This is a genomic window from Lysinibacillus sp. NPDC093197, from assembly GCF_044754025.1.
Lineage (GTDB): Bacteria > Bacillota > Bacilli > Bacillales_A > Planococcaceae > Lysinibacillus.
In genome coordinates this window covers 305,777-331,259 of the sequence record NZ_JBIVOH010000004.1, presented here as the reverse complement: position 1 = coordinate 331,259, position 25,483 = coordinate 305,777, and the positions used below count along the sequence as shown (strand labels likewise).

Sequence of the window (25,483 nt, the reverse complement as noted above, 5' to 3'; positions counted from 1 at the left end):
GGGAACGCACGCAACGTAAGACGCAACAAACCGCGCGTTAGCGAGGGTTGTGGCTTACGTGTGTGCCCGCGGAAAGCAACCGCCGTAGCGGACAACAACGGCATAACATAAAAAGTGTTAGATTGATTGCAGTCAATCTAACACTTTTTCTCTTTTGTCGCCTCTTTCCATATAAATTATTGATTATGACTAAATAATTTATTAGACATTTCTAGTAAAGTAGAACTTGGAGTGAGTGCTAAGTCTTCTTTTAGTTTTTGCTCATAAGTTAAAAAAATAATGTATGCCTGTGTATGCAATCCTGCCTCGATTAACAGTTGTAAATATTGTTCAAGCTTATGTTCATTATAAGGATCAAACTCTAATAAACGATTGAGATAGTCAATAGCTTTTTCCGTTTCGGTTCCAATGCTTGTTTGAAACCCTTTCTCTAATAACTCTATGTATGATTTAGTAAGCTTATCTCTATCTGAGGTAGCCCATTCATAATCATCAAATATGAGTAAGCCGTCCTTATAAATAGCAAGACATTGATTGATTAATGAAATCGGAGGAAAATCAGACTTCTTAAAATCACTAAAACAATCTTGGAATTCGTACAAATCACACAAAATATTAGGTTTTTCAAAAATATAATATTTGTTAGAAAATATTATACAGTTGGCGTAGCCCATATTGTTTAATGTTTTTCTTAAATAAGATAGTGCTGTATGAAGATTAGATTTAGCACGAACATAATCTAAATTAGGCCAAAGAATTTCGATTAAAACATCCCGATGAATAGGCATGTTAGGGTGCAGTATAAAATAAGCAAATAATTCTTTTGTTTTCTCAGTTTTGAAGGAAACGAGACTATTGTTGCTATAGGTAGCAAATTGATTAAAGCATTGGACGTTTAAAATCGTATTAGAAGTTTGTTGTACCAACTGTTGCATAGAAAATTCATGTTCAATACGTGATACTGTTTTTTCTAAGCGTGCTTGGCTAATCGGTTTAAGTAAATAATCAAGTCCTCCAATTTCATATGCTTGGATTGCAAATTCTGAATACGAAGTTATAAATATAACAATTACATGTGGGCGATTGCTTTTTATAATATCAGCTACTTCAAGTCCATTCAGTTCATCAAGCTTTATTTCTAAAAATATTACTTCAAATTCCAGTGATGGAAGGCTATTTAAGAATAGTTTTACACTAGTGAAGGTTTGGGTAACCTCTATTTGTTGAAAGTTTTGTAGCTTATTTTGAAAATAGTGTAAAGCTAGAGGTTCATTGTCTATTAAAACGGCTCGAATCACATCAAAATCTCCTTTATACAATTAAATTGAAAACCATTAAACTCTAGTACATTGTTTTTGAAAAGGTCTCCCCATTATATAGAGGATAAAAGTTTTTTATGTAGTGTTAAGAGAATTGAAATAATTGTATAAGCGTTTATTATTAAACTATTTTGAAAAAAGAAAGTATCGATAGTTAAGCTAGAAAATTGACTGAAGGGATTTAAAGTTTCTTATTTTCTTATTTTGTAAAACATTCTAATGAATGTATTATGTAATAGCCGTTATTATAGTACATTTGACTTAAAGAAAACTCAAAAGGTACTTAAAAAATACTTAAAAATAATAGGATATAAGTAATTGAAAATTACTTTGTTGTGGAAAAGTAGTGTGTGTTTTAAAAATATGTACAAAGTTGAGGGATTAGACAAATGAAATTAGATCGTTTACTAACGATGACAATGATTTTAATTAATCGTAAAAAAGTAAAGGCTCAAGAATTGGCAGAGTTATTTGACGTATCAGTTCGCACAATTTATCGCGATGTTGAAACCCTTAGCTGTGCAGGGGTACCAGTTGTAAGTCAGCAAGGGGTAAACGGAGGGATTAGTTTAATTGATGGTTATAGAATGGATAAGCAAATTTTAACGAAGGAGGAACTAACCTCACTGTCAATTGCTCTTAAAAGTGCCTTAACATCATATGAGGATGCTCACGCCACTGCTGTTTTAGAAAAACTAACAGGGATAGCAGATGAAAAAGTGAAAAAATCGATTGATCATTTATTTGTTGACCTAAGCCCTTGGGGACAGAATGTTATATTAAAAGAACAAATAACCCTATTAAAAAGGGCTATCGAAGATGAGCATTGTGTAAGCTTCTTGTATTCAACCGCGCATGGGACGCTTACAAAGCGCTTGATAGAGCCGCATACTTTAGTACAGAAGGGGAAAGTATGGTATATATATGGTTATTGCACATTAAGAGATGGTTTTCGGTTATTTAAAATCTCTAGAATGAAGGAAATTAAAGAAGAGTTAATATGTTTTGAACGGAAGAGCGTTCATTTAGCAGAACTGCCTTGGGATAAAGCTTGGCAGCAACCGAAAAACTTAGTGGAAATTACACTGTCGTTTGATGAAACTATTCGAACATTAGTGGAAGAAACATTTGGAGCAGAACATATAGATAATGAGAAATCGATCGTGCAAGTTTCATTGCCCGAAGATGAATGGCTATATGGTTTTTTGCTGAGCTTTGGGAATCGAATAAAGCTTATTAATCCTCCTTATTTAGTTGATATTGTAAAAAGACGGGCACAAGAAATTGTAGCATTGTATGCAGAAAACAAAGGGTGATTTATTACGCTTAATTGATGACATACAGTTGTCAAGTTTGCTTTGTTATAGTAAAAACAAATGAACGAAGGGTGGATATAAATTATGCAAACTTATTGCCAAAGCTGTGGAATGCCATTAGAGGATGCAAAACTATTAGGAACTGAAAAAGATGGGCAGGTGTGTCAGGACTATTGCACATATTGCTACGAATTAGGACAGTTCAAACAGCCAAATATAACTGTCAATGAAATGATTAACATATGTGTACCTCATTTAAAGGAAGAAGGCATGGCAGAAGAAGAGGCACGTCAAATGTTAGCTTCGTTTTTACCTAGCTTAAAAAGATGGAGAACAGGCGAAGTCAATCCTCCTGTTGTGAAAGAAAAACAAAGCTTTCAAATAGTAGGAATAGAAGCGCGCACAAATAATGCGAATGAAATTACTCCAACAGCGAAAATACCCCAATTATGGACCAGTTACTTTCAGGAAAATGTAACTGGTCAATTGATAAATCAAGTGAACGAGGGCGTTATGTATGGACTATATTCGGATTATGAAACAGATGTTAATGGAGATTACTCGATTACCCTTGGAGTGGAAGTATCAACTGACAAAGAAGTGCCAAATGGGATGTCCATCAAAACAATTCCTGCCTCGAATTATTTAGTCTTTACTTCAGAAAAAGGGTCAATGCCAGAGATTGTCATTAAAGCTTGGCAAGATATATGGGCTTGGTTTGCAAACTCAGATGTAGAACGAACATATACTGGTGACTTTGAAATATATGATGAACGATGCCAACCTAATGAGTCTCAGGTCGATATTTATATTGCAATTAAATAAGTATGATAATAGTTAAATGCGAATTGCCTTGCTTGCGAAGCGGCATAACGCAAAAAAGCCAGTCTCTTACCATCAAGTGGTAGGAGACTGGCTTTTGTTTGTAGGAGGCAAATCTTCGATGTGTGGTTCAATATGCACGAGCACATGACAGAAGCGATTTTCCCGCATAATTGTACGTTCAATTTCTTCTGTAATACGGTGGCTTTCAAAGACATTTAAATAAGGATTCACAGTCACTGTTACATCTATAAAGTACATATTTCCATGTGCGCGTCCTTTGAAATCTAAAAGCTCAATAACCCCATTTACATTGCGAATTAGTACTGACAAAGTCTCGACTTCATCAATATCAAAGGCATCTGTAAGACTTTGAACAGCTTCCCAAAATATTTCTACAGCAGTTTTTAGTATAAGAAAAGCTACAACAAGAGCTGTCAATGTATCAATAATCGGGAAGCCGAAAATTGCACCGAATATCCCGATAGCTGTACCAATGCTGACAAGTGCATCTGAACGATTGTCATAAGCGGCAGCTTTTACAGCAGCACTTCGTATTTTTTTTGATAGAGCTAAATTATAGCGATAAACAATATACATTACTATGGCACTCCCAATTGCAACAAATGCTGTTAACATGGATGGGGTTGTGCCAGTTGGCTCCCACAGTCCTTGTAAAGAAGCAATCAAAACTTGTAAGCCAACAACAAGCATAATGAAAGATGCAACAAGTGACGCAACAGTCTCAGCGCGTAGATGACCATATTGGTGATTTGAATCTGGCGGTCTTTGGGCAATACGTAAGCCGATTAAAACGGCAATAGATGCAATGATATCAGTTGTATTATTTAATCCATCTGCTTTTAAAGCTTCAGATGTTCCAATATAGCCAATTGTTAACTTTACTGAGCTCAGTATTAAGTAGGTAGCTATAGATAACCAAGCGCCTTTTTCCCCTTGACGTAAATTTGTATAGAGCTCCATTTTGTTTCCTCCTCGCAAAACTTTCGGGCATTATAAAACGACCCCCTTATATGAAAGGGAGCCGTCTTAGCTGTGTTATTTATAGTCTTTCGATTCTTCGATGTCATTTACTAAATCAAGTTCAGGTAACTTCAGAACTTCTAAGTATAATATGTGGTGACCGTCTAGTTCTTTAGCTGTGAATTCAAAACCTTGCTCTTCAATACTATCACCTTCGACAGCATCGAAACGCTTCGTCATGAACCAACCACCAATCGTATCGATATCATCATCTTCTATGTCAGTACCTAGCATATCATTGACGTTTTCTAGTAGCATTTTTGCATCTAAAATAAAATGATTTTCTGCAACTTCTTGTACTTCTGGGATTTCATCTTCATCGAACTCATCTTGAATGTCCCCGACAATTTCCTCGATAATATCTTCAATGGTTACAAGACCCGATGTTCCACCATACTCATCCATTAAAATAGCCATATGAATACGTTCACGTTGAATCTTGAGTAATAATTCATTAATTTGCGTTGTTTCCATAACGCGAATAATCGGTTGCATATAGTCAATCACTAATTTATCACCATTTGCTGGGTCTTTAATGTAAGCAGTTAATAAATGCTTCATATTGACTAAACCAATAATATGGTCTTTATCACCGTCGATAATTGGATAACGAGTATATTGCTCAACACCCATTAAATCAAAAACTTCTTTAATAGTAAGCTCTTTCTCAATTCCGACGATTTCAGTACGTGGCACCATGATTTCTTTTGCAAGGCGATCTGAGAACTCGAAGATACTGTTAACATATTCATATTCTGCGTTATTAATTTCTCCACCTTTTAAACTATCCGACAAAATCATACGCAATTCTTCTTCAGTATGCGCAACTTCTGATTCTGACATCATTTTAAGACCAAATAGACCTGTTAAACCACGAGCAGAGCCATTTAATAATTTTATGATTGGATACGTAATGTTATGGAATAAAATTAACGGACCAGACAAGTTTAATGTAACAAATTCTGCTTTTTGGATGGCTAAAGTTTTTGGCGCCAATTCCCCGATAACTACATGCATAAACGTTACAATTGAGAATGCAAGTATAAATGAAAGGATAGATGTTATGCTACCGTTCAGATTTAGAAACTCGAACACTGGATGTAAAATGATTTCAAACGTTGGTTCACCTAGCCACCCTAGTCCAAGTGCTGTAATTGTAATACCTAACTGACAAGCGGATAAGTACTCGTCTAAATCCGATACAACACGTTTTGCATTTTTCGCTTTTTTATGGCCTTCTGCGACTAATTGATCAATGCGGGTAGTTCTTACTTTTACGATTGCAAATTCAGTTGCAACGAAAAATCCTGTCATTATGATTAGTAGGGCGAATGCCGCCAACCTTATGGTTATTTCCAATATGTCTCCGTCCAAATAATTCCTTTGTCCCCGCCCGAATGAGGGAAGTAAACAAAGTGTACACCTCCTATGATTTAAAAAATTGTTGGATGTTTTAATCATAAGTTATTTATAACTAAAACACAAATATTGACAACGACTTTTTTATACTATTTTTAGAAGGCTTTGCTTTTAAAAAAATGGACATTATCTAGATGACAAATGATTGAAAATCAATATGCATTATGCTAACTTTATATGGAGCAAGGATAGTTTATTTAGAGAAAGAAGCATTTGCATCTCATATAAAACGACACGTCAAAAATCTCAAGAGTGCTTTACTTGTGGATTTTTTTAAATGAATTATTTTTAATATGCAACAAAAAGAGGTTGTCTCAATTATAGGAGACAACCTCTTTTTTTGCGTCAATATGTATCGGAAAAATTATTGTTGAAAGCGTAACTTAAGACAAGCCTTTTCCACATCATGCACAGATTCCTTTGAAGGGATTGCGTCTGTAAAAGTTGAGATGGTGATAGGTGCTTTTTCTGTCAACCCTTGTTGTGTAAGGATATAATGATTGCCATTATAAATTAAGTACATTTGTTTACTTGCACGTTTCCCGATTCCAGTTGGGGATTCAAAAATAGCTTTTAATTGGTTGCAATACTCACTGTAAAAATTACTACTAAAACCAGATAGTGCTTCAAATTTTTTACTATCGATAGTACTTGCCTCATCGACTAACCCAAAAATTTTTGCCGAAAATTCAGAAAAAAGTTCTTTTACTTTTGCACGAATTAATGCTTTTGAATTATAGTTGTTTAAGTCATCAGAAAGTGCGACTTTACTCATTGAAATAGCCTCCTGCATAAAAAACATTTAGAAATAAATTCATTTATTAAATGTATAAGAAAAATACAGGAATATCAATATAAACAAGCAATTTTCGTATAATAGCAGTGATTTTTCTAGTAAATATTAGGTATTTTTAAGTGGGTGAAAGCAAAAAAGTATCGATATTTTTAGTCATAAATATGGAAAAGCATAAGTTCGTGAATCATTTTTTTAACATCTTCTTCATCTGGAGGAATAGGACCAATCCATTGGATGACGCCATCTTTTAAATATTCTGCAGCGTAGCGTTCACGTTGATAAAAAAATGAAATGGCCCATCCAGGAAGCTGTGTATTTTCAAATAAAGGTTTAAAGCTAAAATGCTGAATCATATACAAACCCCATTTCTAATTATATGTATTTAATATTATTCAAGCATAAGGGTAATTTTGCAACTAAACAAATTGTCATTGATTAAAGATAGGTACAATTATGCTTTGTCGTAATTAAATGGAGGGTATTCTTTCGTTGGATTTCATTGCTCTGCTATAATGAGTCCAATAGGCGACAAAATACACCAAATGTGAATACGATTGAAATGAGAGGATGCTAATGGACAATTTTATAGTGACATTATTATTTATGGCAATCATCGGTGCTGCAATCGGGGGTATAACAAATCATCTAGCAATTAAAATGCTTTTTCGACCTCATGAAGCGATTTATATTAAAAATTGGCGTGTGCCATTTACACCGGGTCTTATTCCAAAAAGACGTGATGAATTAGCGAAACAGCTTGGCCTAACAGTTGTAAATTATCTACTGACACCTGAGACCTTTAGGAAGAAGTTTTTTTCAAAGGATATTCAAGATAAAGTAGAGCAATTTGTACAAACAAAGGTAGAAGAAACATTTTTTACGGATGCTAAAACGATTCAAGATTGGTTATCTTTAGCTGGTTTCTCCAATATGCCTGCTACTATCGAACAAAAGGTAGAGCTAATTGTAGCCGGACAATTTGAATCAGTTAAGAATACATTATCCACGAGATCAATTCGTACACTGTTATCGGAGGACATTCAAAATACGATTGATGCTAAAATTCCAGTAGCAGTCGGACATATTTTAGAGAAAGGTGAAGATTATTTTTTATCGCCAGCTGGTGAAATGACGATAAAGGCGATGATTGATGACTTTTTATCGTCAAAAGGATCACTTGGCGGTATGATTAATATGTTTTTAGGTGATTCCTCGTCACTTATGGGCAAAGTACAACGCGAGCTTGTGAAGTTTATACAGGCTCCTGGAACAACAGCACTACTAACAAACATTTTCACACAGGAGTGGGAAAAATTAAAGGATCGTCCAGCAATGGATTATTTAGGGGATATTGACTTTGAACCGATATTAGCAAATTTACAAAGCTATGTAAAAGATCAATTAGCAGTTACAGAACGTTTACAGCATCCTATTTCATATTACTGGCCTAACGGTAGTACTTGGATGAGGGAAACAGTAGTGCCACAAATGATTGAAAAAGCATTTGATAGAGCAGAAGACAAATTAGAAGATGTGTTAAAACGCTTAAATTTACAAGAAATAGTACGTGAACAAGTTGATTCGTTCCCAGTATCAAAACTTGAAGAGCTTGTCCTTGGTATTTCGAAGCGTGAATTTAAAATGATTACTGTTCTTGGTGCAGTTCTTGGTGGACTAATTGGTATTGTGCAAGGTTTAATCGTCTACTTTATTTAGAAAGGGGAAAAAGAAATAATGGTTAATATTTATAATGAAATTAATGCTTTGGAGGCAACTTTCCGCAAAACGGCGGAATTTAAAACATTAGAAGAGGCAGTAGCAGTAGTCAAAGCGGATGAGGATGCAATAAAGCTATTCCAAAACTTCCGTAAGATTCAAATAGATTTACAGCAAAAACAAATGGCTGGGGAAGATTTACAGGAAGATGAGCTACTCTATGCTCAAAAAACAGCGCAGCTCGCGCAACAAAATGAGAAAATTGTAGCTATGCTTGAAGCAGAGATGAAGCTAAGTGGCGTTATCGAAGAAGTAAACCGTATTTTAGTAAAACCTATTCAATCGTTGTACGAGGGCATGTAAGCAAGCATCTTTATCAGCATATACCGTATAATATTTTGTGAGGAATAAATAAACGAATATTTGCACATATAACAAAGTAAGAAGGAAAACGTGTCTCGGCTATTCGAGACACGTTTTCACTTATGGAGGGAATGTCATGCATGTTGTAATTGAATGGACATATAAAACACCAAAGGGTGCAGGGACGGTTTTACGATCAGAAGAAATGCCAGCAGCTCAAGCATTATTGTTGGCGGAAGATATGGAACGTACAGGACGTGTCAAATCGCTACAATTTATTGATCGACAAGATACGAACTGGTCTATAAAGGAGTTAAAGGCATATCTAAAAGAAGTTGACACAGAACCCCACAATATTACTGTTTATTTTGATGGAGGGTTTGATCGTGCAACTACTCAATCAGGACTCGGGTGTGCCATTTATTATGAGCAAAATGGTAAACCATATAGGCTAAGAAAAAATGCCTTTTCCTCGGAGCTCAAATCGAACAATGAAGCTGAATATGCAGCCCTTTATTTAGGTTTAGTGGAGCTTGAATTATTAAATGCTCATCATTTGCCGATAAGCATTATTGGGGATTCACAAGTGGTGATTAATCAGCTAAATGGGGAATGGCCTGCATTGGAGAAGGATTTAGCAGGATGGGCGGACAAAATTGACGCGAAATTAAATGAGCTAAACCTTCGACCAGACTACAAATTTATTTCGAGGAAAGAGAATGCAGAAGCAGATAGACTGGCAACACAAGCATTAAACGGAATTGATATTACAGGGCTGAGTGAAATAATAAAGGAATAACTTTGAAAGGGGAGGTGTCGAATACTACAGACGCCTCCCTTCTTGTTAGAAAATAACTTACACTTGTCCTATGCCAAAAGCTGTTTATTAGCCAGAAATCTAGGATATATTTTGGCAAACTGTTGTAAGCTTTGCTTGAAATGAAATGTATTCATAAAGTTTCGTGCTAATCGTAATTCATCAGAGTATAAAAGGATATGGTGGAAATGCTGTTGAATAAAGTTTCTTGCATGTTTATAATGCTCGTTAATAGAGATAGCACCATACATTTCTTGGTGATTAATAATGTAAATAAAATCGCAAAGCACCTTTTGCCCGCGGTATTTTAAAAATATAGTGACGTACAATGTCTTTTCGTCACAACGTTGTAAATCAAAATGATGGAAGGCAACTTCTAATTTCTGAATAAAGCTAGAAACAGCAGAAAAGTTTTCTTTTATTACAACCACTATCAACACCACCTTTACTAAAAATTATAAGTATAATTAAATAATTTGTCTATAATTAGTCTAAATATTCTGTTAATGGAATCTTGCAATTAGTAGCTTTGCTTAAACTTATAAAAATTTGTTAAACTATTGAGGCAATCATTAATTTAGTAATGTACATTGGAATATTGAAAGAAGAGAGCGAAAACAATGAAAATTATTCAAATAGATCAAAAATATCCTGAGGATTGGATTCGCGTATTAAATCATATTGCGAATTTATTTTTTGAGGATTCGAAGTTAAGTACGACTGCGCAGGAAGCGGATATGTCCGTTGCTTTCAGCTACCGAGTTGAAGAAAATTTTTCTATCTATACTAGAGCGGTGCTAGAGGTAGAAGGTAAACGTTATACGAATGATTACCATATTGAATATGAGATAGAGGCGGTTGGTCGTGAGCAAAATATTCGCATGAAACGTGCATTATCGCACGTGTTTTTAGATGTGTTAGAGCAGCATACGGGGATGCATCAGCAATGGGGTATTTTAACAGGTGTGCGCCCGACAAAGCTCTATCATAAATTCCGCCAGGCAGGTATGGATGATGTAGAAATTGCTGAAGTGCTCGTACGTGACTTCCGATTGTCAGAGGAAAAGGTAGCGCTGTTGAAGGAGATTGTAGCTCGTCAGCTAGTTACTATACCTGACTTAGATAGTATTGGAAAAGAGATTAGTGTTTATATTGGCATTCCATTCTGTCCAACTAAATGTGCATATTGTACTTTCCCTGCTTATGCGATTGGTAGTAACCGTAAACAAGGTCGTGTAGAGACATTTATAGATGGACTGCACATTGAATTACGTGAGATGGGTAAGTGGCTGACTGAAAATAATATGAAAATCACTTCAATTTATTGGGGCGGTGGTACACCTACTTCGATCGAGGCACATGAAATGGATGCATTGTATCAAACAATGTATGACTCCTTCCCGAACCCAGAAACGATTCGGGAGGTAACGGTGGAAGCAGGTCGTCCAGATACGATTACACCAGAGAAATTAGCTGTACTAAAAAAATGGGGCATTGATCGTATTAGTGTCAATCCGCAATCTTATACAGATGAAACATTAAAGGCAATTGGACGCCATCATACGGTGCAAGAAACGATTGATAAGTTTTGGCTAGCACGCGAATCAGGTATGAATAATATTAATATGGATTTAATTATTGGTTTGCCAAATGAAGGGACGGAAGAGTTCCAACATTCATTAGAGGAATCTGCAAAAATGCAACCAGAGTCATTAACAGTCCACACACTATCCTTTAAACGTGCATCCGAAATGACGCGCAATAAAGATAAATACAAGGTGGCAGATCGTGATACGGTCGCACAAATGATGCAGATGGCGCAAGTATGGACGAAGGAAAATGATTATGTTCCTTACTATCTATACCGTCAAAAAAATATTTTAGGTAATTTAGAAAATGTAGGCTACAGTAAAGCGGGCGAAGAAAGCATTTATAATATTGTGATCATGGAGGAAGTGCAGACGATTTTAGGTATTGGTTGTGGAGCATCTTCAAAATTTGTTCATCCTGAGACAGGGAAGATTACACAATTCCATAATCCAAAAGATCCTGCAGCTTACATCATGACGTTTGAAGACGCAATTGGCAAAAAAATTGAGCTATTAAATGAATTATATAATGTTTAAAGGGCAAAAGAGTAAAGTGTTAGATTGACTGCAATCGATCTGACACTTTTTTTGTGACGTTGATGTCCGCTACGGCGGGCGCTTTCCGCGGGCACACCGTAAGCCGCAACCCTCGCTAACGCGCGGTTTGTTGCGTCTTACGCTGCGTGCGTTCCCGCAGGAGTCACCGCCTCCGCTACCATCAACTCGGATAATTGTTTGAGTGCCTGTCACCCTAAACCTTCGTCAACATTACCTTAAATGATTTACCGTAAAGTGCAGGCCATTTTTAAGATGACGGCATCCTCAAAATATTGTGGATCGTAGCCTGTAAGCTCCCGAATTTTATTTAATCGGTAGGTAAGTGTGTGACGGTGAATATTCAGTTGTTGTGCACAAAGTTTTAGTTGTAAATTACAATCAAAAAAGGTTTGTAATGTTTCGAGTTGTTTAGCATTCATATTTTTTAGAACGCGATTTTGGAATGCTTGTACTTCCTCGGAATCTCTCTTTTTAAAAAGAGAAAATAACTCGACATCTTCAAAAAACGTAATTTCTTTATTAATTAAGGCAAATTCAAGTGCTGTTTTAGCGCCGTTATAACAATGTGGAAGTTGCGCTAAATTGGGTACAGTCGGTCCCACCCCAATTTGTAATGAAGGTAGCTTGTGCTTTTTTTTACGTAATGCTTTCATCATTTGCAGCTTTTGCTGTTCATCGTAGTTTGTTAGTAAAATATAATATTCATGTAGTTGGCTATGACCTGAAAGAACAGATTGCTTATAAAATAAATCCTCAAAAAACAGAGGGAGGCTATTTTCCGCAGATGACGGTGCATCCATGCTCAGTAATATAATTTGAAAGGGTGCTTCTAAAGTGAACGGAAGTTTTTGAATGCGTTCTTGTAAGGCAGCGTCTATCTTACTACCATGTACCAACGCTTCGAATATGTAATCGTTATTTTTACGTTGCCACTCACTTTTTGATTCCACAATAGCTTGATGTGTCATGATTTCAGTTGTTAGTTGTACGAGATTGGCAATTTCTAAAATTTCCTCAGAATCGCCTGTAATGCCGATTACTCCAAGGACCTCATCCTGATACATAATCGGCATATTGATGCCAGGTTTTGTATTTGGATAAGCATCAATATTTTCCCCATTAATGATGAGTGTCTCTTTCGTTTTTGCCACGTAAAGTGCGCCTTCGTGAATATTTTCAACTCTCATTTTATCGCCAGATGCTAAAATAACTCCGGTTGGACTAATGACATTAATGTTGCGACGTAATCGTAACATTGTTTGATGCACTATTTCTTCTGCTAATTTTTTTGTTAACATGCTTATACACCTCGCATAAATAAACCTCTGTTATATGACAGTTAATTTGTACATTCATTATAATGTTTTCTGAATTTATTGTCATTATAATAATTTGTAAGCGCTTAACTTTGAGTAGAAGAAATTTCTTGTATGCGATAAAACTATATCGTCTGACAGCTGAGCACCAACGTAAATATGAATGGATGTAAAGTGGGGGTAAAAACATGAAAGTCATAATTTGTCCTGATTCTTATAAAGGTACTTTGTCTGCATTTGAAGTAGCGAATGCAATGCAGGAAGGAATCTTGGATGCTGATCAATCGATTGAAACAGTTATTTTACCAGTGGCAGACGGTGGAGAAGGTACGTTAGAGTCACTCATTGCTTCAACAGGGGGGAAGTATATTTCAGAAAATGTACTTGATCCGCTAGGCAGAACAATCGAAGCAAAGTTTGGTGTGCTTGGGGATGATGAAACATGTGTTATCGAGATGGCACAGGCATCTGGTATTACGCTGTTGCAGGACAGTGAAAAAAACCCTGAGCTTGCATCGACATATGGGACTGGGCAGTTAATAAAGGCTGCACTTAATAAAGGGTTTCGTAAATTTATTATTGGAATAGGTGGCAGTGCAACAAACGATGCTGGTATTGGTCTATTAAGGGCACTAGGCTTGCAATTTAGAAAAGATGATGGGACTCCTATTGCGAATGGCGTGTCAGCATTGCTAGATTTAGCATCCATTGATAATAGTCAACTTGATGCACGATTGTCTGAAGCAACATTTACAATTGCATGTGACGTCGATAATCCATTGATTGGAGAGCGCGGAGCTACAGCCATTTTTGGCCCGCAAAAAGGTGTGAAAGAGCATGAAATTACTTTTTTTGATAATTGCTTAAAGCAATTTGCAGATATTGTGGAAAAGCAATTTCATATTCGATTACATGATTATAAAGGGGCAGGTGCTGCTGGAGGTGTAGGTGGCGCATTAATTGCTTTTTTAAATGGCACTTTTCATGCAGGCATAGATATTGTTATAGATGCTGTACAGTTAAAAAAACATTTGAAAGACGCACAAATTGTTCTTACTGGTGAAGGTAAATCGGATCGTCAAACATTACATGGAAAGGCGCCATTGGGGGTAGCAATGGCTGCAAAAACAACAAACATACAGGCAATGTTATTGTCTGGAGCCATTGATGAAGAGGATAAGTCTGTTTTGCTCAATTACTTTTCTGTTGTGGAATCACTAGTAGATGAATCGACTACTGTCCAGCAAGCAATGCAAGAGCCTTATCGTTTGATTCGTCTAAAAACGAAAAAAATAATTGAGAATTATGTAAATATGGGGGATGAGTAAATGTTGTTCGTTATTATTTTAATAGGGGTATTATTTGTTGTAGTCGGAACAGCAAAGCTAAAGCTTCATCCGTTTCTAGCATTATTAATTAGTGCATTTTTTGTAGGCATTGCTTCTGGTATGCCATTATTAACTGTTGTTGAAAGTATAAATACTGGATTTGGAGGCTTGATGACAAGCATTGGTTTAGTCATTATAGCTGGAACAATCATCGGGTTAATTTTAGAGAAATCAGGGGCTGCCTATCGAATGGCAGAAGTTGTATTGCGAATCGTTGGTCCAAAGCGTCCACAATTAGCTATGTCTTTAATCGGCTATATCGTATCTATTCCAGTTTTCTGTGATTCAGGATTTATTATTTTATCGAGTTTACAAAAATCATTAGCAAAGCGCGCAAATGTTACGATTGCCTCGATGGCTGTTGCGTTGGCAACAGGGCTCTTTGCTACACACGTTTTAGTACCGCCAACGCCAGGGCCAATAGCAGCGGCTGGGAATATAGGGGCGGCAGATTATTTAGGAACTGTGATTGTTATTGGATTGTTAGTAGCGATTCCAGCGACATTTGTAGGTTATTTATGGTCAGTTAAAGTAGCGACAAAAATTCGTGTGCCTGAAGATGACTTAGAGGCATTGGATTATGAAGAAATTATTAAATCATTTGGTAAAATGCCTTCGACGTTTAAGTCATTTTTACCGATTGTGCTTCCAATTGTGTTAATCGGTATAGGATCGATTGCAGCATTAGTTGGGGATAGTGAAGCTACATTTAATATGATTTGTCGTTTTTTAGGGTCACCAACAGTTGCCTTATTTTTAGGTGTTGCAGCAGCGATGTTATTATTACCTGAAGTCAGTGAAAAAACGTTAACTGGTTGGATTGGTGACAGCTTAAAAGAGGCTGCTCCGATTTTATTAATTACTGGTGCGGGCGGCTCTTTTGGAACGGTTATTAAAAATGCTGGCGTTGGTGAGATGTTGCAGGAGATGGATTTAGGTATGTTTGCAACTGGAGGTCTTTTCCTAGTTGTTCCATTTATCGTAGCAGCTGCCTTAAAAACAGCACAAGGTTCGTCAACTACAGCATTAGTTATTACGTCTTCACTAGTAGCTCCGATGCTTATTACGCTTGGCATTGAAGGCGCTGTTCCTCTAGCATTAGTTGTTATGGCAATTGGTGCAGGTGCAATGACGGTTAGTCACGTGAATGATAGCTTTTTCTGGGTTATTACGCAATACAGTGGGATGGAAGTTACGCAAGCCTATAAAGCACAAACTGTTGCGACATTATTGCAGGGGCTTGTTACAATTGTGATTACGATGATTTTGTGGTGGATATTAGTTTAACTTGCTTGAGCAGAAGTTTTCGAATTTTTATTAACTGCAATTAGATAGAGTAGAAACAGAGAGCAGCCTTCGGGTTCGCTCTCTTTTTTTGTATAATAGTAAATAGAAAGGAAGTTATTCTATGAAAAAATTACTCGCAGTGCTCCTTTGTATTTTTGTATTAGCAGGTTGTACTTCAGCATTAGAAACAGAAAAAATACCAGTGGCAGCAGGTCATGAAATGCGTGTGCATTTTTTTGATGTAGGACAAGGCGATTCAATACTAATTGAGTCACCGAATGGCAAAACGATGCTCGTTGATGGAGGTGTTAAAGGTGCTGGGCAACAGGTCGTTTCATATATCAATGAACTTGGTATTGAAAAGCTTGATGTAGTTGTCGCGACACATCCTGATGCCGATCATATTGGTGGTTTAATTCCTGTATTAAATTCGATTCCTATTGAACAGTTTTATGATTCTGGGAAAGTACATACATCACAAACATTTGAAGAAATGCTTTCGCTTATTGATTCGAATAATATTCCGTATAACGTGCCAAAAACAGGTGATAGTATTGCTTTAGATGGTGAACTTGACGTAAAGGTGCTGAATGCAAATGAAAATGCTTCAGACAATAATGATGCATCGATTGTGTTAAAAGTTACCTATGGAAATATTTCTTTTTTATTAACGGGTGACGCAGGTGTAGCTTTAGAAAAAGAAATGCTACAACAAAATGTTAAGGCGACGGTTTTAAAGGCAGGCCATCATGGTTCCAATACAAGTAGCTCTCAAAGCTTTATACAGGCAGTGCAACCAGAAGTAACCATTTTGAGTTATGGTAAGGACAATAAATACGGACACCCACATGCTGAAGTTGTAGAGCGTTTACAGGCGATTGGCAGTAAAATTTATGCAACAGCAGAAACTGGTACAGTTACCGTTTCAACAGATGGGGTAAGCTATAATGTAGGTGCAAAAGAGTGGTCTGGAGCGATTGCCGAAAAGCCAAAAATGAAGCAAGATGTAGAAATTATTAGCAAGGATTTAATAGGGGAAATTGTTGCTATAAAAAATAACGGTCAGGATACGGTTTCTTTAAAAGATTGGCAACTTGTATCAATAGAAGGTAATCAAGTTTTTAATTTTCCAAATGTATCGTTACAGCCTGGCAAAACCATTTATGTTACAAGCGGTACGACAGCGCGTGAGGGGCAAAATTATTTAAAGTGGACAACAAGACAGATTTGGCTGAATGACGGGGATAGTGCACAATTACTTAATGCGAAAGGGGAAGTTGTAAGTGAACTCGACTAAATACACATTAGACCGCATTGAAGATGGCTATGCAATTTTTTTAAAATATCCAGAGGAAATTGAGCAACTTATTCTACCTATCAATACCATTGATCAATCGTTACAAGCTGGTGATCGCGTCTTAATTAAAGAAATCGATAACACCTACCATATCGACATTTTAAAAGAAGAAACAGCGCAAAAAAAAGCCGAAGTACAAAGTTTGATGGACAAATTACGCCGAAAAAATTAAGTGCCAGTCACTGAAACAATTCAGAATTGTTTCAGTGACTGGCACCATGAAGACTCCTGCGGCTTATATGCATCTTTCTTTGAATTGTATGTACTTACCAGATAGGCAATCATTTCTTTAGCTGCGTTAATTATAGCCGTATTTAAATACTCAGTATCTAGCGGAGAACCGTGTTTATTTATTTCACTCTGAACTTCCAATGATTTTTTCTCACCAATTGAAAAACGCTGAATCGCAAGTTCTGATTTTGTAACATCAGTTATGCGAAAATCAGCGTTTCCGTCAATAATATCTTCTTCTACTTTATCCAAAAAGCGTTTTGTTTTTCGAAACCACTCTTTGCTTTTTTGTTTATCACTATCAGAAGTTTTCGTAATATAACGAATAACATTAGTGTCTAACAAATAAATTAACATCTGAAAATTACGCCTCCGATTCGCCTTCGAGTTCCGATATTCTCTCTTCTGTCGCTTCTTTTATTGATTTTATAAGTTCTAAAGATTGTGATTGTCGGCCTCTTAGAGCAGTGATAAATTCATTCCAATATGGAGCTGTGGTAATTTTTTCATCGACAATAATTGTCCATTTCCCGCTACCTTCAAAAGTTTGTTGTGCGCTAAGTTTACCGTTGGCACAGTGGCGTCTAATCATTTGTGGACTGACACCGAGAATCTTAGCAGCATCGCTAACACCAATTTTTTTAGGAATAGGAATTACTTTCATTATCTCCACGTCCTCTTTTGGCTGAACTTTGATTTCAATTTTAATTTTCTTCCCGCGACGAACATATTCTATTATTTTTTCTTCAATAATATCAGTTACTTCTTTGATGTAGCTTGTTTCGCCTTGTTCGTGAATTTGATAATCATCTACATCGACTGTTATCGTTTGTTCCATATCTTGTATGGTAATCATAGTATACGCACCTCCGTTTACTTGTATTCTTCTTGAATATATCATAATTTATTTTGAAAAGGAAACAAAGGAAACCACTTCTTGCTAGCGTGTAATGGCACTATATTTAACAATGTTCACCCAATTCACTAACTGCAAACATTAAAAAATCAGGACATTTAAATCACTTCCTAGTAATCAACGATACTTTTAGAAGCAGGAACTATGCACAAAAACTATGCTAACTATTTTGAAAATATGCTAAAATAAGCGATATGAATGCTTTTTGTTCAAGTAGAAAAGAAGCTAGGAGCTGACACGATGTCAATAAGTACAATTATTTTTGATTTGGATGATACGTTGTTATGGGATAAAAAATCTGTTAAAACAGCATTTGAAAAAACATGTGAATATGCTGCAACAATACATACGGTAGATTCAGCTGAATTAGAGGAAGCTGTGCGCAAAGAAGCACGTGCACTTTATGAGAGCTACGAAACATATGACTATACGGTGTTAATCGGTATTAACCCATTCGAAGGACTTTGGGGAACATTCGATGATCCAACTGATTCTTTCCAAAAGATGAAAGAAATTGTACCTGGATACCGCTCAGAAGCATGGACAAAGGGCTTAGCGGCACTTGGAATTGACGATGCAAAGTTTGGAGCCGAACTAGGAGAACGCTTTGTAGCAGAACGCAAAGTGTCACCACTTTTATATGAAGATACGTTTACTGTTTTAGATGAGCTGAAAGGTAAATATCAACTTATATTATTAACGAATGGTGCACCAAGCTTACAAAATTTAAAATTAGAAATTACTCCGGAAATTGCTCCGTATTTTGACCATATTATCATTTCTGGTGATTTTGGAAAAGGGAAGCCAGATGCTTCTATCTTTGAGCATGTGATGGAAAAGGCGGGCATTACTGCCGACGAGGCAATTATGGTTGGCGATAACTTAAACACTGATATTTTAGGTTCATCTAGAGTTGGTATGCGTAATGTTTGGATTAACCGTGAAAACAATGTACCAACAGGAGTTGTCACACCAACTTATGAGGTAGATTCATTAACAGCTTTTTTAAAACTTGTGAAAGAGCTTTAAGATATATTTTTATATAAAATTAATAGTGGTTTAAAGATGAAGTACTGATTTTTAATTTATCAGTACTTTTTTTCATGAACATTTATATATTTTCGCGTCTAGTAATTTAAATTGTCTGAAAACTAAAAATATACTATGATTGATAGTAAATTAAACACTTTAAAATTCTTATGATTATTTGCCATTACTATAATTTCTATGTACTCTTATTTGCTTTATTTAGAGAAAGCGCTTACTTTATTTCATTAAGAAAAAATGCTTGTAGCAGTAAGGAAGATAGGAACACAGTTAGTAACATGTTGGGGGAAATTAGCATGTTTATGGGGGTGCATATTAATGAAAGCAAATCGTTTAGTGTTTGAAAATGCTATAGATATTAATCCACGTTCAGGCATTATTAAGTTTAATGGCAACCGAATGATTTTAAAATCCGCAGAAGCGCTTGGTTTTTTTAGGCGCGATATTATTCAAACATTGAATATGGAGCGTGCGAAAGGTTTTTTATTACGGTATGGTTGGGCATGCGGCTACAGTGCTGGTGGATCTATTGAAAAAATGTACAATTGGAAAGAATTAAAAGAGTTAATTAGAGCCGGTGCAGCAATTCATACGTTAGAGGGTGTTGTAAGCGTACAGATTGATGTTTTGGAAATAAGTGATGATAAATTTGAAATGGAAGGCAAGTGGTTCCATTCTTATGAAGCAGAGGAACATGTCCGCCATTTTGGTTTTAGCGATGAAAGTGTATGTTGGACATTAATCGGCTATGTAGCAGGCTTTCTTGCAAAAACCTATCCTAAAGAGATTGTCGTTTTTGAAGAAAAGTGTCGTGGGAAATGCGATGATTATTGTAAATTTGTTGTTCGCACAAAGGAGCATGCTACAGCAGAACAGTTGGAGATACTACGATATTTTCAAGATACATCTTTAGCAGATGAATTGGATGCGACCTTTAATGAGTTAAAAAGGCTCAATAATTCTATTGTACATTCAGACACTATCCATAAGAAGATGACTCATGCGATGCTGGAAGGATATACATTAAATCAGTTGCTACATCTTTTAAGTGATGCGTTACAATGCAGTGTAACAGTTGAACGTAGATACTTAATGAAGCCAATTGGTTACTATTTTATACATGACAGCGATGAGCAGCTTTATATAGAGGCTAGTCGTAAGAAAAAAGAATTTCGACATGAATATGATATTATGACGATGAAAAAACAATTGGGAATATTAGTGATATTAAGTCACAATGAATTAACGCGTGAACAGGAAATGATTATTGAACGTGCCGTGACGGTTTTTTCTATTTATTTATATACACAAATACAAATTGCCCAATCTCAGTGGAAGAAAAAATCTGACTTTTTAGATGAAGTTATGAGCCACCAATCTTCAACGGAGGAGCTTATTAAAAAAGCGCGAAATATATTTTATTTTGATCCGAGTAAGAATAATCGTGTCATTGTCATAACAACAGAAAAAGAAGACCTAGAAATAGTGCACAGCTTTTTAGTGACGGAATATTTAAATGTAGAGTGCTTTATTAAAAATCAAGAAGTACTGCTTATTCTCGAAGATTGTGAGAAAGATGTTAAGTATATGTCGAACTTCCTTACCGTCTTATCGAAAAGGCTAAAGGAGCGATTCAAACAAGCAACATTCCAAATTGGAGTAGGAAAAAATGCTGAGAAATTAGAAGAAATCGGAAGTAGCTATAACGATGCAAAATTAATATGCCATTTTCTACATTGTGCAGCACCCCAACAAACACAATCTGCAATTTATGAAAATTTTCAGCACATCATGTTATTTTTAAAAACAACAAATCCAAAGGAGCTATTACAGTTTTATAAAGAGGTACTTGGTCAGTTATTAACATATGATGAACAAAATAATGCAACACTTGTCCATACGTTAGAAGTTTTTTTAGACCATAGTGGCAACGTAAATCAAACTGCAAAAGCTTTGAATTTATCGATTCCTGGTTTTCGGTATCGTATGGAAAAGATTGAGTCATTATTACAAGAAGATATGCGTACAGGAGATGGACGTTTTCGATGTCATTTAGCTTTAAAAATTTATTATGCAATTAAAACGCTAGAACATAAAAACTAGAAAAGCCAGCGATTTCGCTGGTTTTTTCTATTTTGTGCGCAAATCCCTTTCAAATTTTAAAGAAAAAATAGAGAATACTATACTTTTTATTAATTATCTAAAAATTCAAAAAGTATTAAATTGAAATAGACATGTCAAACAAGAAAAAATATTTGTAGGAGGGAAGGGAATGGTTGTTCAGCAAAGCACGAAGCCATTGACAGGGCAGGAATATTTAGAAAGTTTAAAAGATAGTCGAGAAATTTGGTTACATGGTGAACGTGTTAAGGATGTCACGACACATCCAGCTTTTCGAAATTCAGCAAGATCAATATCACGTTTATATGATGCTATGCATGACCCGCAATACAAAGATATTTTAACTTGTGAAACGGATACGGGTAGCGGGGGATATACACATAAGTACTTCCGTGCAGCACGGAGCGCGGATGATTTAATTCAAGGGCGAGATGCTATCGTTGCTTGGGCACGTCTTACGTACGGACAGATGGGACGTACACCAGACTATAAAGCCTCATTCCTTGCCACACTTGGTGGGAATCCCGAATACTATTCACCTTTTCAAGAAAATGCAAAGCGTTGGTACAAAGAATCGCAAGAACGCAATTGGTTTTTCAATCATGCCATTGTGAATCCTCCGGTAGATCGTCATAAAGACGTCCACGAAGTAGGGGATGTTTTTATTCAAGTAGAACGTGAAACGGATAAGGGCCTAATCGTTAGCGGCTCAAAAATGGTAGCTACAGGTTCAGCTATTACGAACTACAATTTTGTAGGAACGTATGGTTTACCTATTAAAGATAAAAAGTTTGCTGTTGTCTTTATTGCGCCTATGGACGCTCCTGGAGTGAAGTTAATTAGCCGTGCGTCGTATGAAATGACATCGGCGATTATGGGAAGTCCATTCGATTATCCACTAAGTAGTCGCTTCGATGAAAATGATGCAGTACTTGTTTTCGAACAAGCTCTTATACCATGGGAAAATATTTTAATTTATGAAGATATGCAAAAGACGACTTCGTTTTTTGTAGAAAGCGGTTTCATTAATCGTTTTACGTTCCAAGGTGTCACACGCTTAGCCGTGAAATTAGATTTTATTATAGGTGTATTACTAAAGGCATTAAAAACAGCAGGTACTGATCAGTTCCGTGGTGTCCAGGTGCATATAGGTGAAATTATGGCTTGGCGTCATATGTTCTGGTCATTAAGTGATGCGATGGCGCTAAACCCAGAGAAAAAAGAGAATGGCATCGTCATTCCAAATTTAAATGGCGGATTAGCGTATCGCGTATTTTTACAGGAAGGCTGGCCGAAGATTAAAGGAATTATTCAACAAATTGTAGCAGGGAATTTGATTGTTCAGCCTTCTAGTGCAAGAGATTTTTTAAACGAAGAATTCCGCCCTACATTAGATAAGCTTTATCGTGGTTCAAACGGTATTGAGGCACTTGAAAAAATTAAAACAATCAAGTTATTGTGGGATGCAATTGGAACAGAATTTGGTGGCCGTAGCGAGTTATATGAACGTAATTATGCTGGAAATCATGAAGACATTCGCTTACAAACGTTGTTTGGTGCACAAGGAAGCGGTAAAACAGATGAGTTTATAGCTTTTGCAGAGCAGTGCATGGCAGATTACGATTTAACAGGCTGGACAGATCCAACTTGGGTAAATCCAGATGATGTAAATTATTTTGCAAATAAATAAAAACATTAAGGGGGAATGATTAATGTCAAATTTTGATGTAGCACAATTAGCGCACGTGGAACTTTTTACACCGAAACCAGAGGAATCTTTAAAATTTTTTACGGATTATATGGGTTTACAAATTACAGCGCGTGAAGGGCAATCAGTATATTTAAGAGGATACGAGGATTTTTATCATCACACATTAAAGCTTACAGAAGGCAAAGAAGCGGGTCTTGGACATTCCGCATGGCGGGCAAGTTCACCTGAGGCGTTAGAACGCCGCGTCGCATCTTTAGAAAAAAGTGGCTACGGGAAAGGCTGGATTGATGGAGATTTAGGTCATGGTCGTGCTTATCAATTTGTTACACCAGATGGACATAATCAAGAAATATTATGGGAAGTGGATTATTTCAAGCCAGCAGAAGATCAAAAAACATTATTAAAAAGCCGTCCACAAAAACGTCCGTTAATGGGTGTTCCTGCACGACGTTTAGACCATATCAACTTAATGTGTAGAGATGTAGCAAAAAATCGTGAGTTTATGTCTGAGCATTTAGGCTTTAAGTTACGAGAACAAATTATATTGAATAATAATGAAGAAATTGGCGCCTGGATGAGCGTTAGCCCGTTAGTACATGAAGTAGCCTTAATGAACGACCAAACAGGCAATAGTGGCCGCTTCCATCATATCGCATTTTGGTATGGTTATCCTCAGCACCTAATGGATACAGCAGATATTTTTGTAGAAAACGGGATTCAAATAGAAGCAGGACCAGGTAAACATGGGGTGAGTCAAGCTTATTTCATGTATGTAATGGAGCCAGGCGGAAACCGAGTTGAATTATTCGGAGATTCAGGTTATCTCATTTTTGATCCTGACTGGAAGCCAATAACTTGGCGTGAGAATGAGTTAGACGAAGCGATTATTTGGTACGGCTCACCTCTGCCTAATGAGTATTTTTTATATGGTACTCCTGATCGTGCAGTAAAAGTTCCTGTGAAATAGATTACTAGTAACGTCTATTAATAAAGTAAGCGTGTCTAAACTGCTGTCTTAAATGCTTTTTCCTAGAATTTGAGACAGCACTATATGATGAGGAGGTTATGTAATGGAGGATCGTCTGTTTAGAAATGCAATGGGGAAATTTGCAACAGGTGTAACGGTAATTACAACAAATGTAAATGGTACTATTCATGGCATGACTGCGAATGCGTTCATGTCTGTTTCACTTGATCCAAAATTAGTTGTAATTTCTATAGGCGAAAAGGCTTCAATGCTTGAGCATATCAAGCAAAGTGGGACTTTTACTGTCAATATTTTATCGGCACAACAACAAGAATTGTCTATGTTATTTGCGGGCCAAATCAAAGAAAAACGCAATGTGAATTTCAGCGATTTACAAGGCGCACCGACAATTGATGATGCGATCGCACAAATAAGCTGTGAAGTAGCAAGCACATACGTTGAAGGTGACCATACGTTATTTATTGGCAGTGTAAAGAACATTCAATTAGAAGAAGGAGAGCCATTACTATTCTTTAATGGAAGATATGGCACACTCGCAGCGGAAACAACAATGCAGGTATAGGAGGTTGGGGATGGATACACAACTTTATGCAAAGAAATTAATAGTAGCTGAGGAAACAAAGCAACCTATTGCGCCATTAACATCCACTGTGCCGGACATAACTGTAGATGACGCTTATACAATCCAATTACTTCAAATTGCTTCAAAGCAACAACAGGGAAAGCGAATAATTGGTAAAAAAATTGGTTTAACAAGTAAGGCGATGCAGCAACAATTTCAAGTAACAGAGCCAGACTACGGTCATATTTTATCGGATATGGTAGAGGTGGATGGTGCAACAATATTACTCAATCATTTCATACAGCCAAAATTGGAATTTGAAATTGCATTTGTTCTGAAGAAAGATTTGTATGGACCAGCTATTACTGTGAATGATGTCATCGAGGCGACAGATTATATAGTACCAGCCCTAGAGGTCATTGATAGTCGTATTATCGATTGGAAAATTAACTTTGAAGATACGGTAGCAGATAACGGTTCCTCCGCTATGGTCATTATTGGAGGAACACCAACGGAATTGACGCAGGTGGATTTACCTCATATAGGCATGAATGTTTACCGTAATGGTGAGCTTTTTGATAGTGCGGCAGCGGCTGCTGTAATGGGAAATCCACTACGTGCAGTAGCTTGGCTTGCCAACAAGCTTAGCAAGTATCATATTGGGCTGCAGGCTGGTGAAATCGTTTTGGCAGGCGCATTAACATCGGCAGTAACGATAGAGGATGGAGATACGTTTAGAGCTGAGTTCGCTCACCTTGGGGCTGTGTCTGCTACGTTTAGAAGGAAGGAGGAAAAGTAAA

At 36.5% G+C, this 25,483-nt stretch carries 25 protein-coding genes; 16 read left to right on the top strand and 9 right to left on the bottom strand.

Annotation, left to right across the window (positions count from 1 at the left end; all coding sequences use genetic code 11):
* Positions 1-176: 176 nt before the first annotated feature.
* Positions 177-1,298 carry a response regulator gene (locus tag ACIP9G_RS13885; RefSeq protein WP_340822408.1) on the bottom strand — a complete coding sequence of 374 codons (1,122 nt, stop codon included), beginning with the start codon at positions 1,296-1,298 and terminating at the stop codon, positions 177-179.
* A 410-nt stretch (positions 1,299-1,708) separates the two neighbouring features.
* On the opposite strand from ACIP9G_RS13885, the gene ACIP9G_RS13880 reads away from it, so the two are divergent.
* Both ACIP9G_RS13880 and ACIP9G_RS13875 read left to right on the top strand, forming a co-directional pair.
* On the top strand, positions 1,709-2,635 hold the full coding sequence (locus ACIP9G_RS13880) for a helix-turn-helix transcriptional regulator (RefSeq protein WP_401020137.1): 927 nt from the start codon (positions 1,709-1,711) through the stop codon (positions 2,633-2,635).
* An 84-nt stretch (positions 2,636-2,719) separates the two neighbouring features.
* Positions 2,720-3,460, top strand: coding sequence for an effector binding domain-containing protein (locus ACIP9G_RS13875; protein ID WP_401020135.1), 741 nt, complete (start codon positions 2,720-2,722; stop codon positions 3,458-3,460).
* A gap of 72 nt (positions 3,461-3,532) precedes the next feature.
* Here ACIP9G_RS13875 and ACIP9G_RS13870 read toward each other — a convergent pair whose 3' ends face one another.
* The 4 genes from ACIP9G_RS13870 to ACIP9G_RS13855 all read right to left on the bottom strand — a co-directional run bounded on the left by ACIP9G_RS13870 (position 3,533) and on the right by ACIP9G_RS13855 (position 7,069).
* The gene (locus ACIP9G_RS13870) at positions 3,533-4,441 is read right to left on the bottom strand and encodes a cation diffusion facilitator family transporter (RefSeq protein WP_401020133.1); all 909 of its coding nucleotides are present in this window, start codon (positions 4,439-4,441) and stop codon (positions 3,533-3,535) included.
* Positions 4,442-4,516: 75 nt separating this feature from the next.
* Entirely contained in the window at positions 4,517-5,860 is a 1,344-nt protein-coding gene (locus tag ACIP9G_RS13865; RefSeq protein WP_255639588.1) for a hemolysin family protein, read from the bottom strand.
* A 424-nt stretch (positions 5,861-6,284) separates the two neighbouring features.
* Positions 6,285-6,695, bottom strand: a complete 411-nt coding sequence (locus ACIP9G_RS13860) for a hypothetical protein (RefSeq protein ID WP_340822413.1) — start codon at positions 6,693-6,695, stop codon at positions 6,285-6,287.
* 170 nt (positions 6,696-6,865) lie between these two features.
* A complete protein-coding gene (locus ACIP9G_RS13855; RefSeq protein ID WP_340822414.1) occupies positions 6,866-7,069 on the bottom strand; it encodes a YheE family protein in 204 nt (67 codons plus the stop codon).
* A gap of 220 nt (positions 7,070-7,289) precedes the next feature.
* Here ACIP9G_RS13855 and ACIP9G_RS13850 point away from each other — a divergent pair, with 220 nt between their 5' ends.
* The 3 genes from ACIP9G_RS13850 to ACIP9G_RS13840 all read left to right on the top strand — a co-directional run bounded on the left by ACIP9G_RS13850 (position 7,290) and on the right by ACIP9G_RS13840 (position 9,594).
* Complete coding sequence (locus ACIP9G_RS13850; RefSeq protein WP_340822415.1) at positions 7,290-8,432, top strand: DUF445 domain-containing protein; 1,143 nt, start codon at positions 7,290-7,292, stop codon at positions 8,430-8,432.
* A gap of 18 nt (positions 8,433-8,450) precedes the next feature.
* Positions 8,451-8,795 carry a YlbF family regulator gene (locus tag ACIP9G_RS13845; RefSeq protein ID WP_340822416.1) on the top strand — a complete coding sequence of 115 codons (345 nt, stop codon included), beginning with the start codon at positions 8,451-8,453 and terminating at the stop codon, positions 8,793-8,795.
* Positions 8,796-8,931: 136 nt separating this feature from the next.
* Complete coding sequence (locus ACIP9G_RS13840; protein ID WP_401020129.1) at positions 8,932-9,594, top strand: ribonuclease H family protein; 663 nt, start codon at positions 8,932-8,934, stop codon at positions 9,592-9,594.
* 68 nt (positions 9,595-9,662) lie between these two features.
* On the opposite strand, the gene ACIP9G_RS13835 is transcribed toward ACIP9G_RS13840, so the two are convergent.
* Positions 9,663-10,043 (bottom strand): hypothetical protein, encoded by a 381-nt coding sequence (locus tag ACIP9G_RS13835; RefSeq protein WP_401020127.1) that lies wholly within the window; start codon positions 10,041-10,043, stop codon positions 9,663-9,665.
* A gap of 189 nt (positions 10,044-10,232) precedes the next feature.
* On the opposite strand from ACIP9G_RS13835, the gene ACIP9G_RS13830 reads away from it, so the two are divergent.
* Positions 10,233-11,738 carry a coproporphyrinogen III oxidase gene (locus ACIP9G_RS13830; RefSeq protein ID WP_401020124.1) on the top strand — a complete coding sequence of 502 codons (1,506 nt, stop codon included), beginning with the start codon at positions 10,233-10,235 and terminating at the stop codon, positions 11,736-11,738.
* 245 nt (positions 11,739-11,983) lie between these two features.
* Here ACIP9G_RS13830 and ACIP9G_RS13825 read toward each other — a convergent pair whose 3' ends face one another.
* Positions 11,984-13,057, bottom strand: coding sequence for a CdaR family transcriptional regulator (locus ACIP9G_RS13825; RefSeq protein WP_401020121.1), 1,074 nt, complete (start codon positions 13,055-13,057; stop codon positions 11,984-11,986).
* Between the two features lie 206 nt (positions 13,058-13,263).
* Here ACIP9G_RS13825 and ACIP9G_RS13820 point away from each other — a divergent pair, with 206 nt between their 5' ends.
* From ACIP9G_RS13820 to ACIP9G_RS13805, 4 genes are all read left to right on the top strand, one after another.
* Positions 13,264-14,403, top strand: a complete 1,140-nt coding sequence (locus ACIP9G_RS13820) for a glycerate kinase (protein ID WP_401020119.1) — start codon at positions 13,264-13,266, stop codon at positions 14,401-14,403.
* Positions 14,404-15,750 carry a GntP family permease gene (locus ACIP9G_RS13815; protein WP_401020117.1) on the top strand — a complete coding sequence of 449 codons (1,347 nt, stop codon included), beginning with the start codon at positions 14,404-14,406 and terminating at the stop codon, positions 15,748-15,750.
* Positions 15,751-15,871: 121 nt separating this feature from the next.
* Positions 15,872-17,047, top strand: coding sequence for an MBL fold metallo-hydrolase (locus ACIP9G_RS13810; protein WP_401020115.1), 1,176 nt, complete (start codon positions 15,872-15,874; stop codon positions 17,045-17,047).
* A complete protein-coding gene (locus tag ACIP9G_RS13805) occupies positions 17,034-17,279 on the top strand; it encodes a DUF3006 domain-containing protein (protein WP_401020112.1) in 246 nt (81 codons plus the stop codon). Before ACIP9G_RS13810 ends, ACIP9G_RS13805 begins: the two co-directional genes overlap by 14 nt.
* 20 nt (positions 17,280-17,299) lie before the next feature.
* Here the strand turns inward: ACIP9G_RS13805 and ACIP9G_RS13800 are convergent, their stop codons facing one another.
* Positions 17,300-17,695, bottom strand: a complete 396-nt coding sequence (locus tag ACIP9G_RS13800) for a PIN domain-containing protein (RefSeq protein WP_401020109.1) — start codon at positions 17,693-17,695, stop codon at positions 17,300-17,302.
* Positions 17,696-17,702: 7 nt separating this feature from the next.
* Complete coding sequence (locus tag ACIP9G_RS13795; protein WP_401020106.1) at positions 17,703-18,194, bottom strand: helix-turn-helix domain-containing protein; 492 nt, start codon at positions 18,192-18,194, stop codon at positions 17,703-17,705.
* Positions 18,195-18,494: 300 nt separating this feature from the next.
* Here ACIP9G_RS13795 and ACIP9G_RS13790 point away from each other — a divergent pair, with 300 nt between their 5' ends.
* The 6 genes from ACIP9G_RS13790 to ACIP9G_RS13765 all read left to right on the top strand — a co-directional run bounded on the left by ACIP9G_RS13790 (position 18,495) and on the right by ACIP9G_RS13765 (position 25,482).
* The gene (locus tag ACIP9G_RS13790; RefSeq protein WP_340822427.1) at positions 18,495-19,283 is read left to right on the top strand and encodes an HAD family hydrolase; all 789 of its coding nucleotides are present in this window, start codon (positions 18,495-18,497) and stop codon (positions 19,281-19,283) included.
* Positions 19,284-19,619: 336 nt separating this feature from the next.
* Complete coding sequence (locus tag ACIP9G_RS13785) at positions 19,620-21,404, top strand: XylR N-terminal domain-containing protein (protein ID WP_340822428.1); 1,785 nt, start codon at positions 19,620-19,622, stop codon at positions 21,402-21,404.
* A 169-nt stretch (positions 21,405-21,573) separates the two neighbouring features.
* On the top strand, positions 21,574-23,112 hold the full coding sequence (locus ACIP9G_RS13780; RefSeq protein ID WP_401020102.1) for a 4-hydroxyphenylacetate 3-hydroxylase N-terminal domain-containing protein: 1,539 nt from the start codon (positions 21,574-21,576) through the stop codon (positions 23,110-23,112).
* Positions 23,113-23,134: 22 nt separating this feature from the next.
* Positions 23,135-24,100, top strand: a complete 966-nt coding sequence (locus ACIP9G_RS13775) for a catechol 2,3-dioxygenase (protein ID WP_401020101.1) — start codon at positions 23,135-23,137, stop codon at positions 24,098-24,100.
* Between the two features lie 103 nt (positions 24,101-24,203).
* Complete coding sequence (locus ACIP9G_RS13770; protein ID WP_401020098.1) at positions 24,204-24,683, top strand: flavin reductase family protein; 480 nt, start codon at positions 24,204-24,206, stop codon at positions 24,681-24,683.
* 10 nt (positions 24,684-24,693) lie between these two features.
* Positions 24,694-25,482 (top strand): 2-keto-4-pentenoate hydratase, encoded by a 789-nt coding sequence (locus ACIP9G_RS13765; RefSeq protein WP_401020094.1) that lies wholly within the window; start codon positions 24,694-24,696, stop codon positions 25,480-25,482.
* Position 25,483 lies beyond the last annotated feature (1 nt).

What these genes read in the sequence shown, in the direction of transcription:
- ACIP9G_RS13880 (WP_401020137.1), top strand. Translation starts at nt 1,709, where the DNA reads ATGAAATTAGATCGTTTACTAACGATGACAATGATTTTAATTAATCGT.
- ACIP9G_RS13875 (WP_401020135.1), top strand. Translation starts at nt 2,720, where the DNA reads ATGCAAACTTATTGCCAAAGCTGTGGAATGCCATTAGAGGATGCAAAA.
- ACIP9G_RS13870 (WP_401020133.1), bottom strand. Translation starts at nt 4,441, where the DNA reads ATGGAGCTCTATACAAATTTACGTCAAGGGGAAAAAGGCGCTTGGTTA.
- ACIP9G_RS13860 (WP_340822413.1), bottom strand. Translation starts at nt 6,695, where the DNA reads ATGAGTAAAGTCGCACTTTCTGATGACTTAAACAACTATAATTCAAAA.
- ACIP9G_RS13855 (WP_340822414.1), bottom strand. Translation starts at nt 7,069, where the DNA reads ATGATTCAGCATTTTAGCTTTAAACCTTTATTTGAAAATACACAGCTT.
- ACIP9G_RS13850 (WP_340822415.1), top strand. Translation starts at nt 7,290, where the DNA reads ATGGACAATTTTATAGTGACATTATTATTTATGGCAATCATCGGTGCT.
- ACIP9G_RS13845 (WP_340822416.1), top strand. Translation starts at nt 8,451, where the DNA reads ATGGTTAATATTTATAATGAAATTAATGCTTTGGAGGCAACTTTCCGC.
- ACIP9G_RS13840 (WP_401020129.1), top strand. Translation starts at nt 8,932, where the DNA reads ATGCATGTTGTAATTGAATGGACATATAAAACACCAAAGGGTGCAGGG.
- ACIP9G_RS13830 (WP_401020124.1), top strand. Translation starts at nt 10,233, where the DNA reads ATGAAAATTATTCAAATAGATCAAAAATATCCTGAGGATTGGATTCGC.
- ACIP9G_RS13825 (WP_401020121.1), bottom strand. Translation starts at nt 13,057, where the DNA reads ATGTTAACAAAAAAATTAGCAGAAGAAATAGTGCATCAAACAATGTTA.
- ACIP9G_RS13820 (WP_401020119.1), top strand. Translation starts at nt 13,264, where the DNA reads ATGAAAGTCATAATTTGTCCTGATTCTTATAAAGGTACTTTGTCTGCA.
- ACIP9G_RS13815 (WP_401020117.1), top strand. Translation starts at nt 14,404, where the DNA reads ATGTTGTTCGTTATTATTTTAATAGGGGTATTATTTGTTGTAGTCGGA.
- ACIP9G_RS13810 (WP_401020115.1), top strand. Translation starts at nt 15,872, where the DNA reads ATGAAAAAATTACTCGCAGTGCTCCTTTGTATTTTTGTATTAGCAGGT.
- ACIP9G_RS13800 (WP_401020109.1), bottom strand. Translation starts at nt 17,695, where the DNA reads ATGTTAATTTATTTGTTAGACACTAATGTTATTCGTTATATTACGAAA.
- ACIP9G_RS13795 (WP_401020106.1), bottom strand. Translation starts at nt 18,194, where the DNA reads ATGATTACCATACAAGATATGGAACAAACGATAACAGTCGATGTAGAT.
- ACIP9G_RS13790 (WP_340822427.1), top strand. Translation starts at nt 18,495, where the DNA reads ATGTCAATAAGTACAATTATTTTTGATTTGGATGATACGTTGTTATGG.
- ACIP9G_RS13785 (WP_340822428.1), top strand. Translation starts at nt 19,620, where the DNA reads ATGAAAGCAAATCGTTTAGTGTTTGAAAATGCTATAGATATTAATCCA.
- ACIP9G_RS13780 (WP_401020102.1), top strand. Translation starts at nt 21,574, where the DNA reads ATGGTTGTTCAGCAAAGCACGAAGCCATTGACAGGGCAGGAATATTTA.
- ACIP9G_RS13775 (WP_401020101.1), top strand. Translation starts at nt 23,135, where the DNA reads ATGTCAAATTTTGATGTAGCACAATTAGCGCACGTGGAACTTTTTACA.
- ACIP9G_RS13770 (WP_401020098.1), top strand. Translation starts at nt 24,204, where the DNA reads ATGGAGGATCGTCTGTTTAGAAATGCAATGGGGAAATTTGCAACAGGT.
- ACIP9G_RS13765 (WP_401020094.1), top strand. Translation starts at nt 24,694, where the DNA reads ATGGATACACAACTTTATGCAAAGAAATTAATAGTAGCTGAGGAAACA.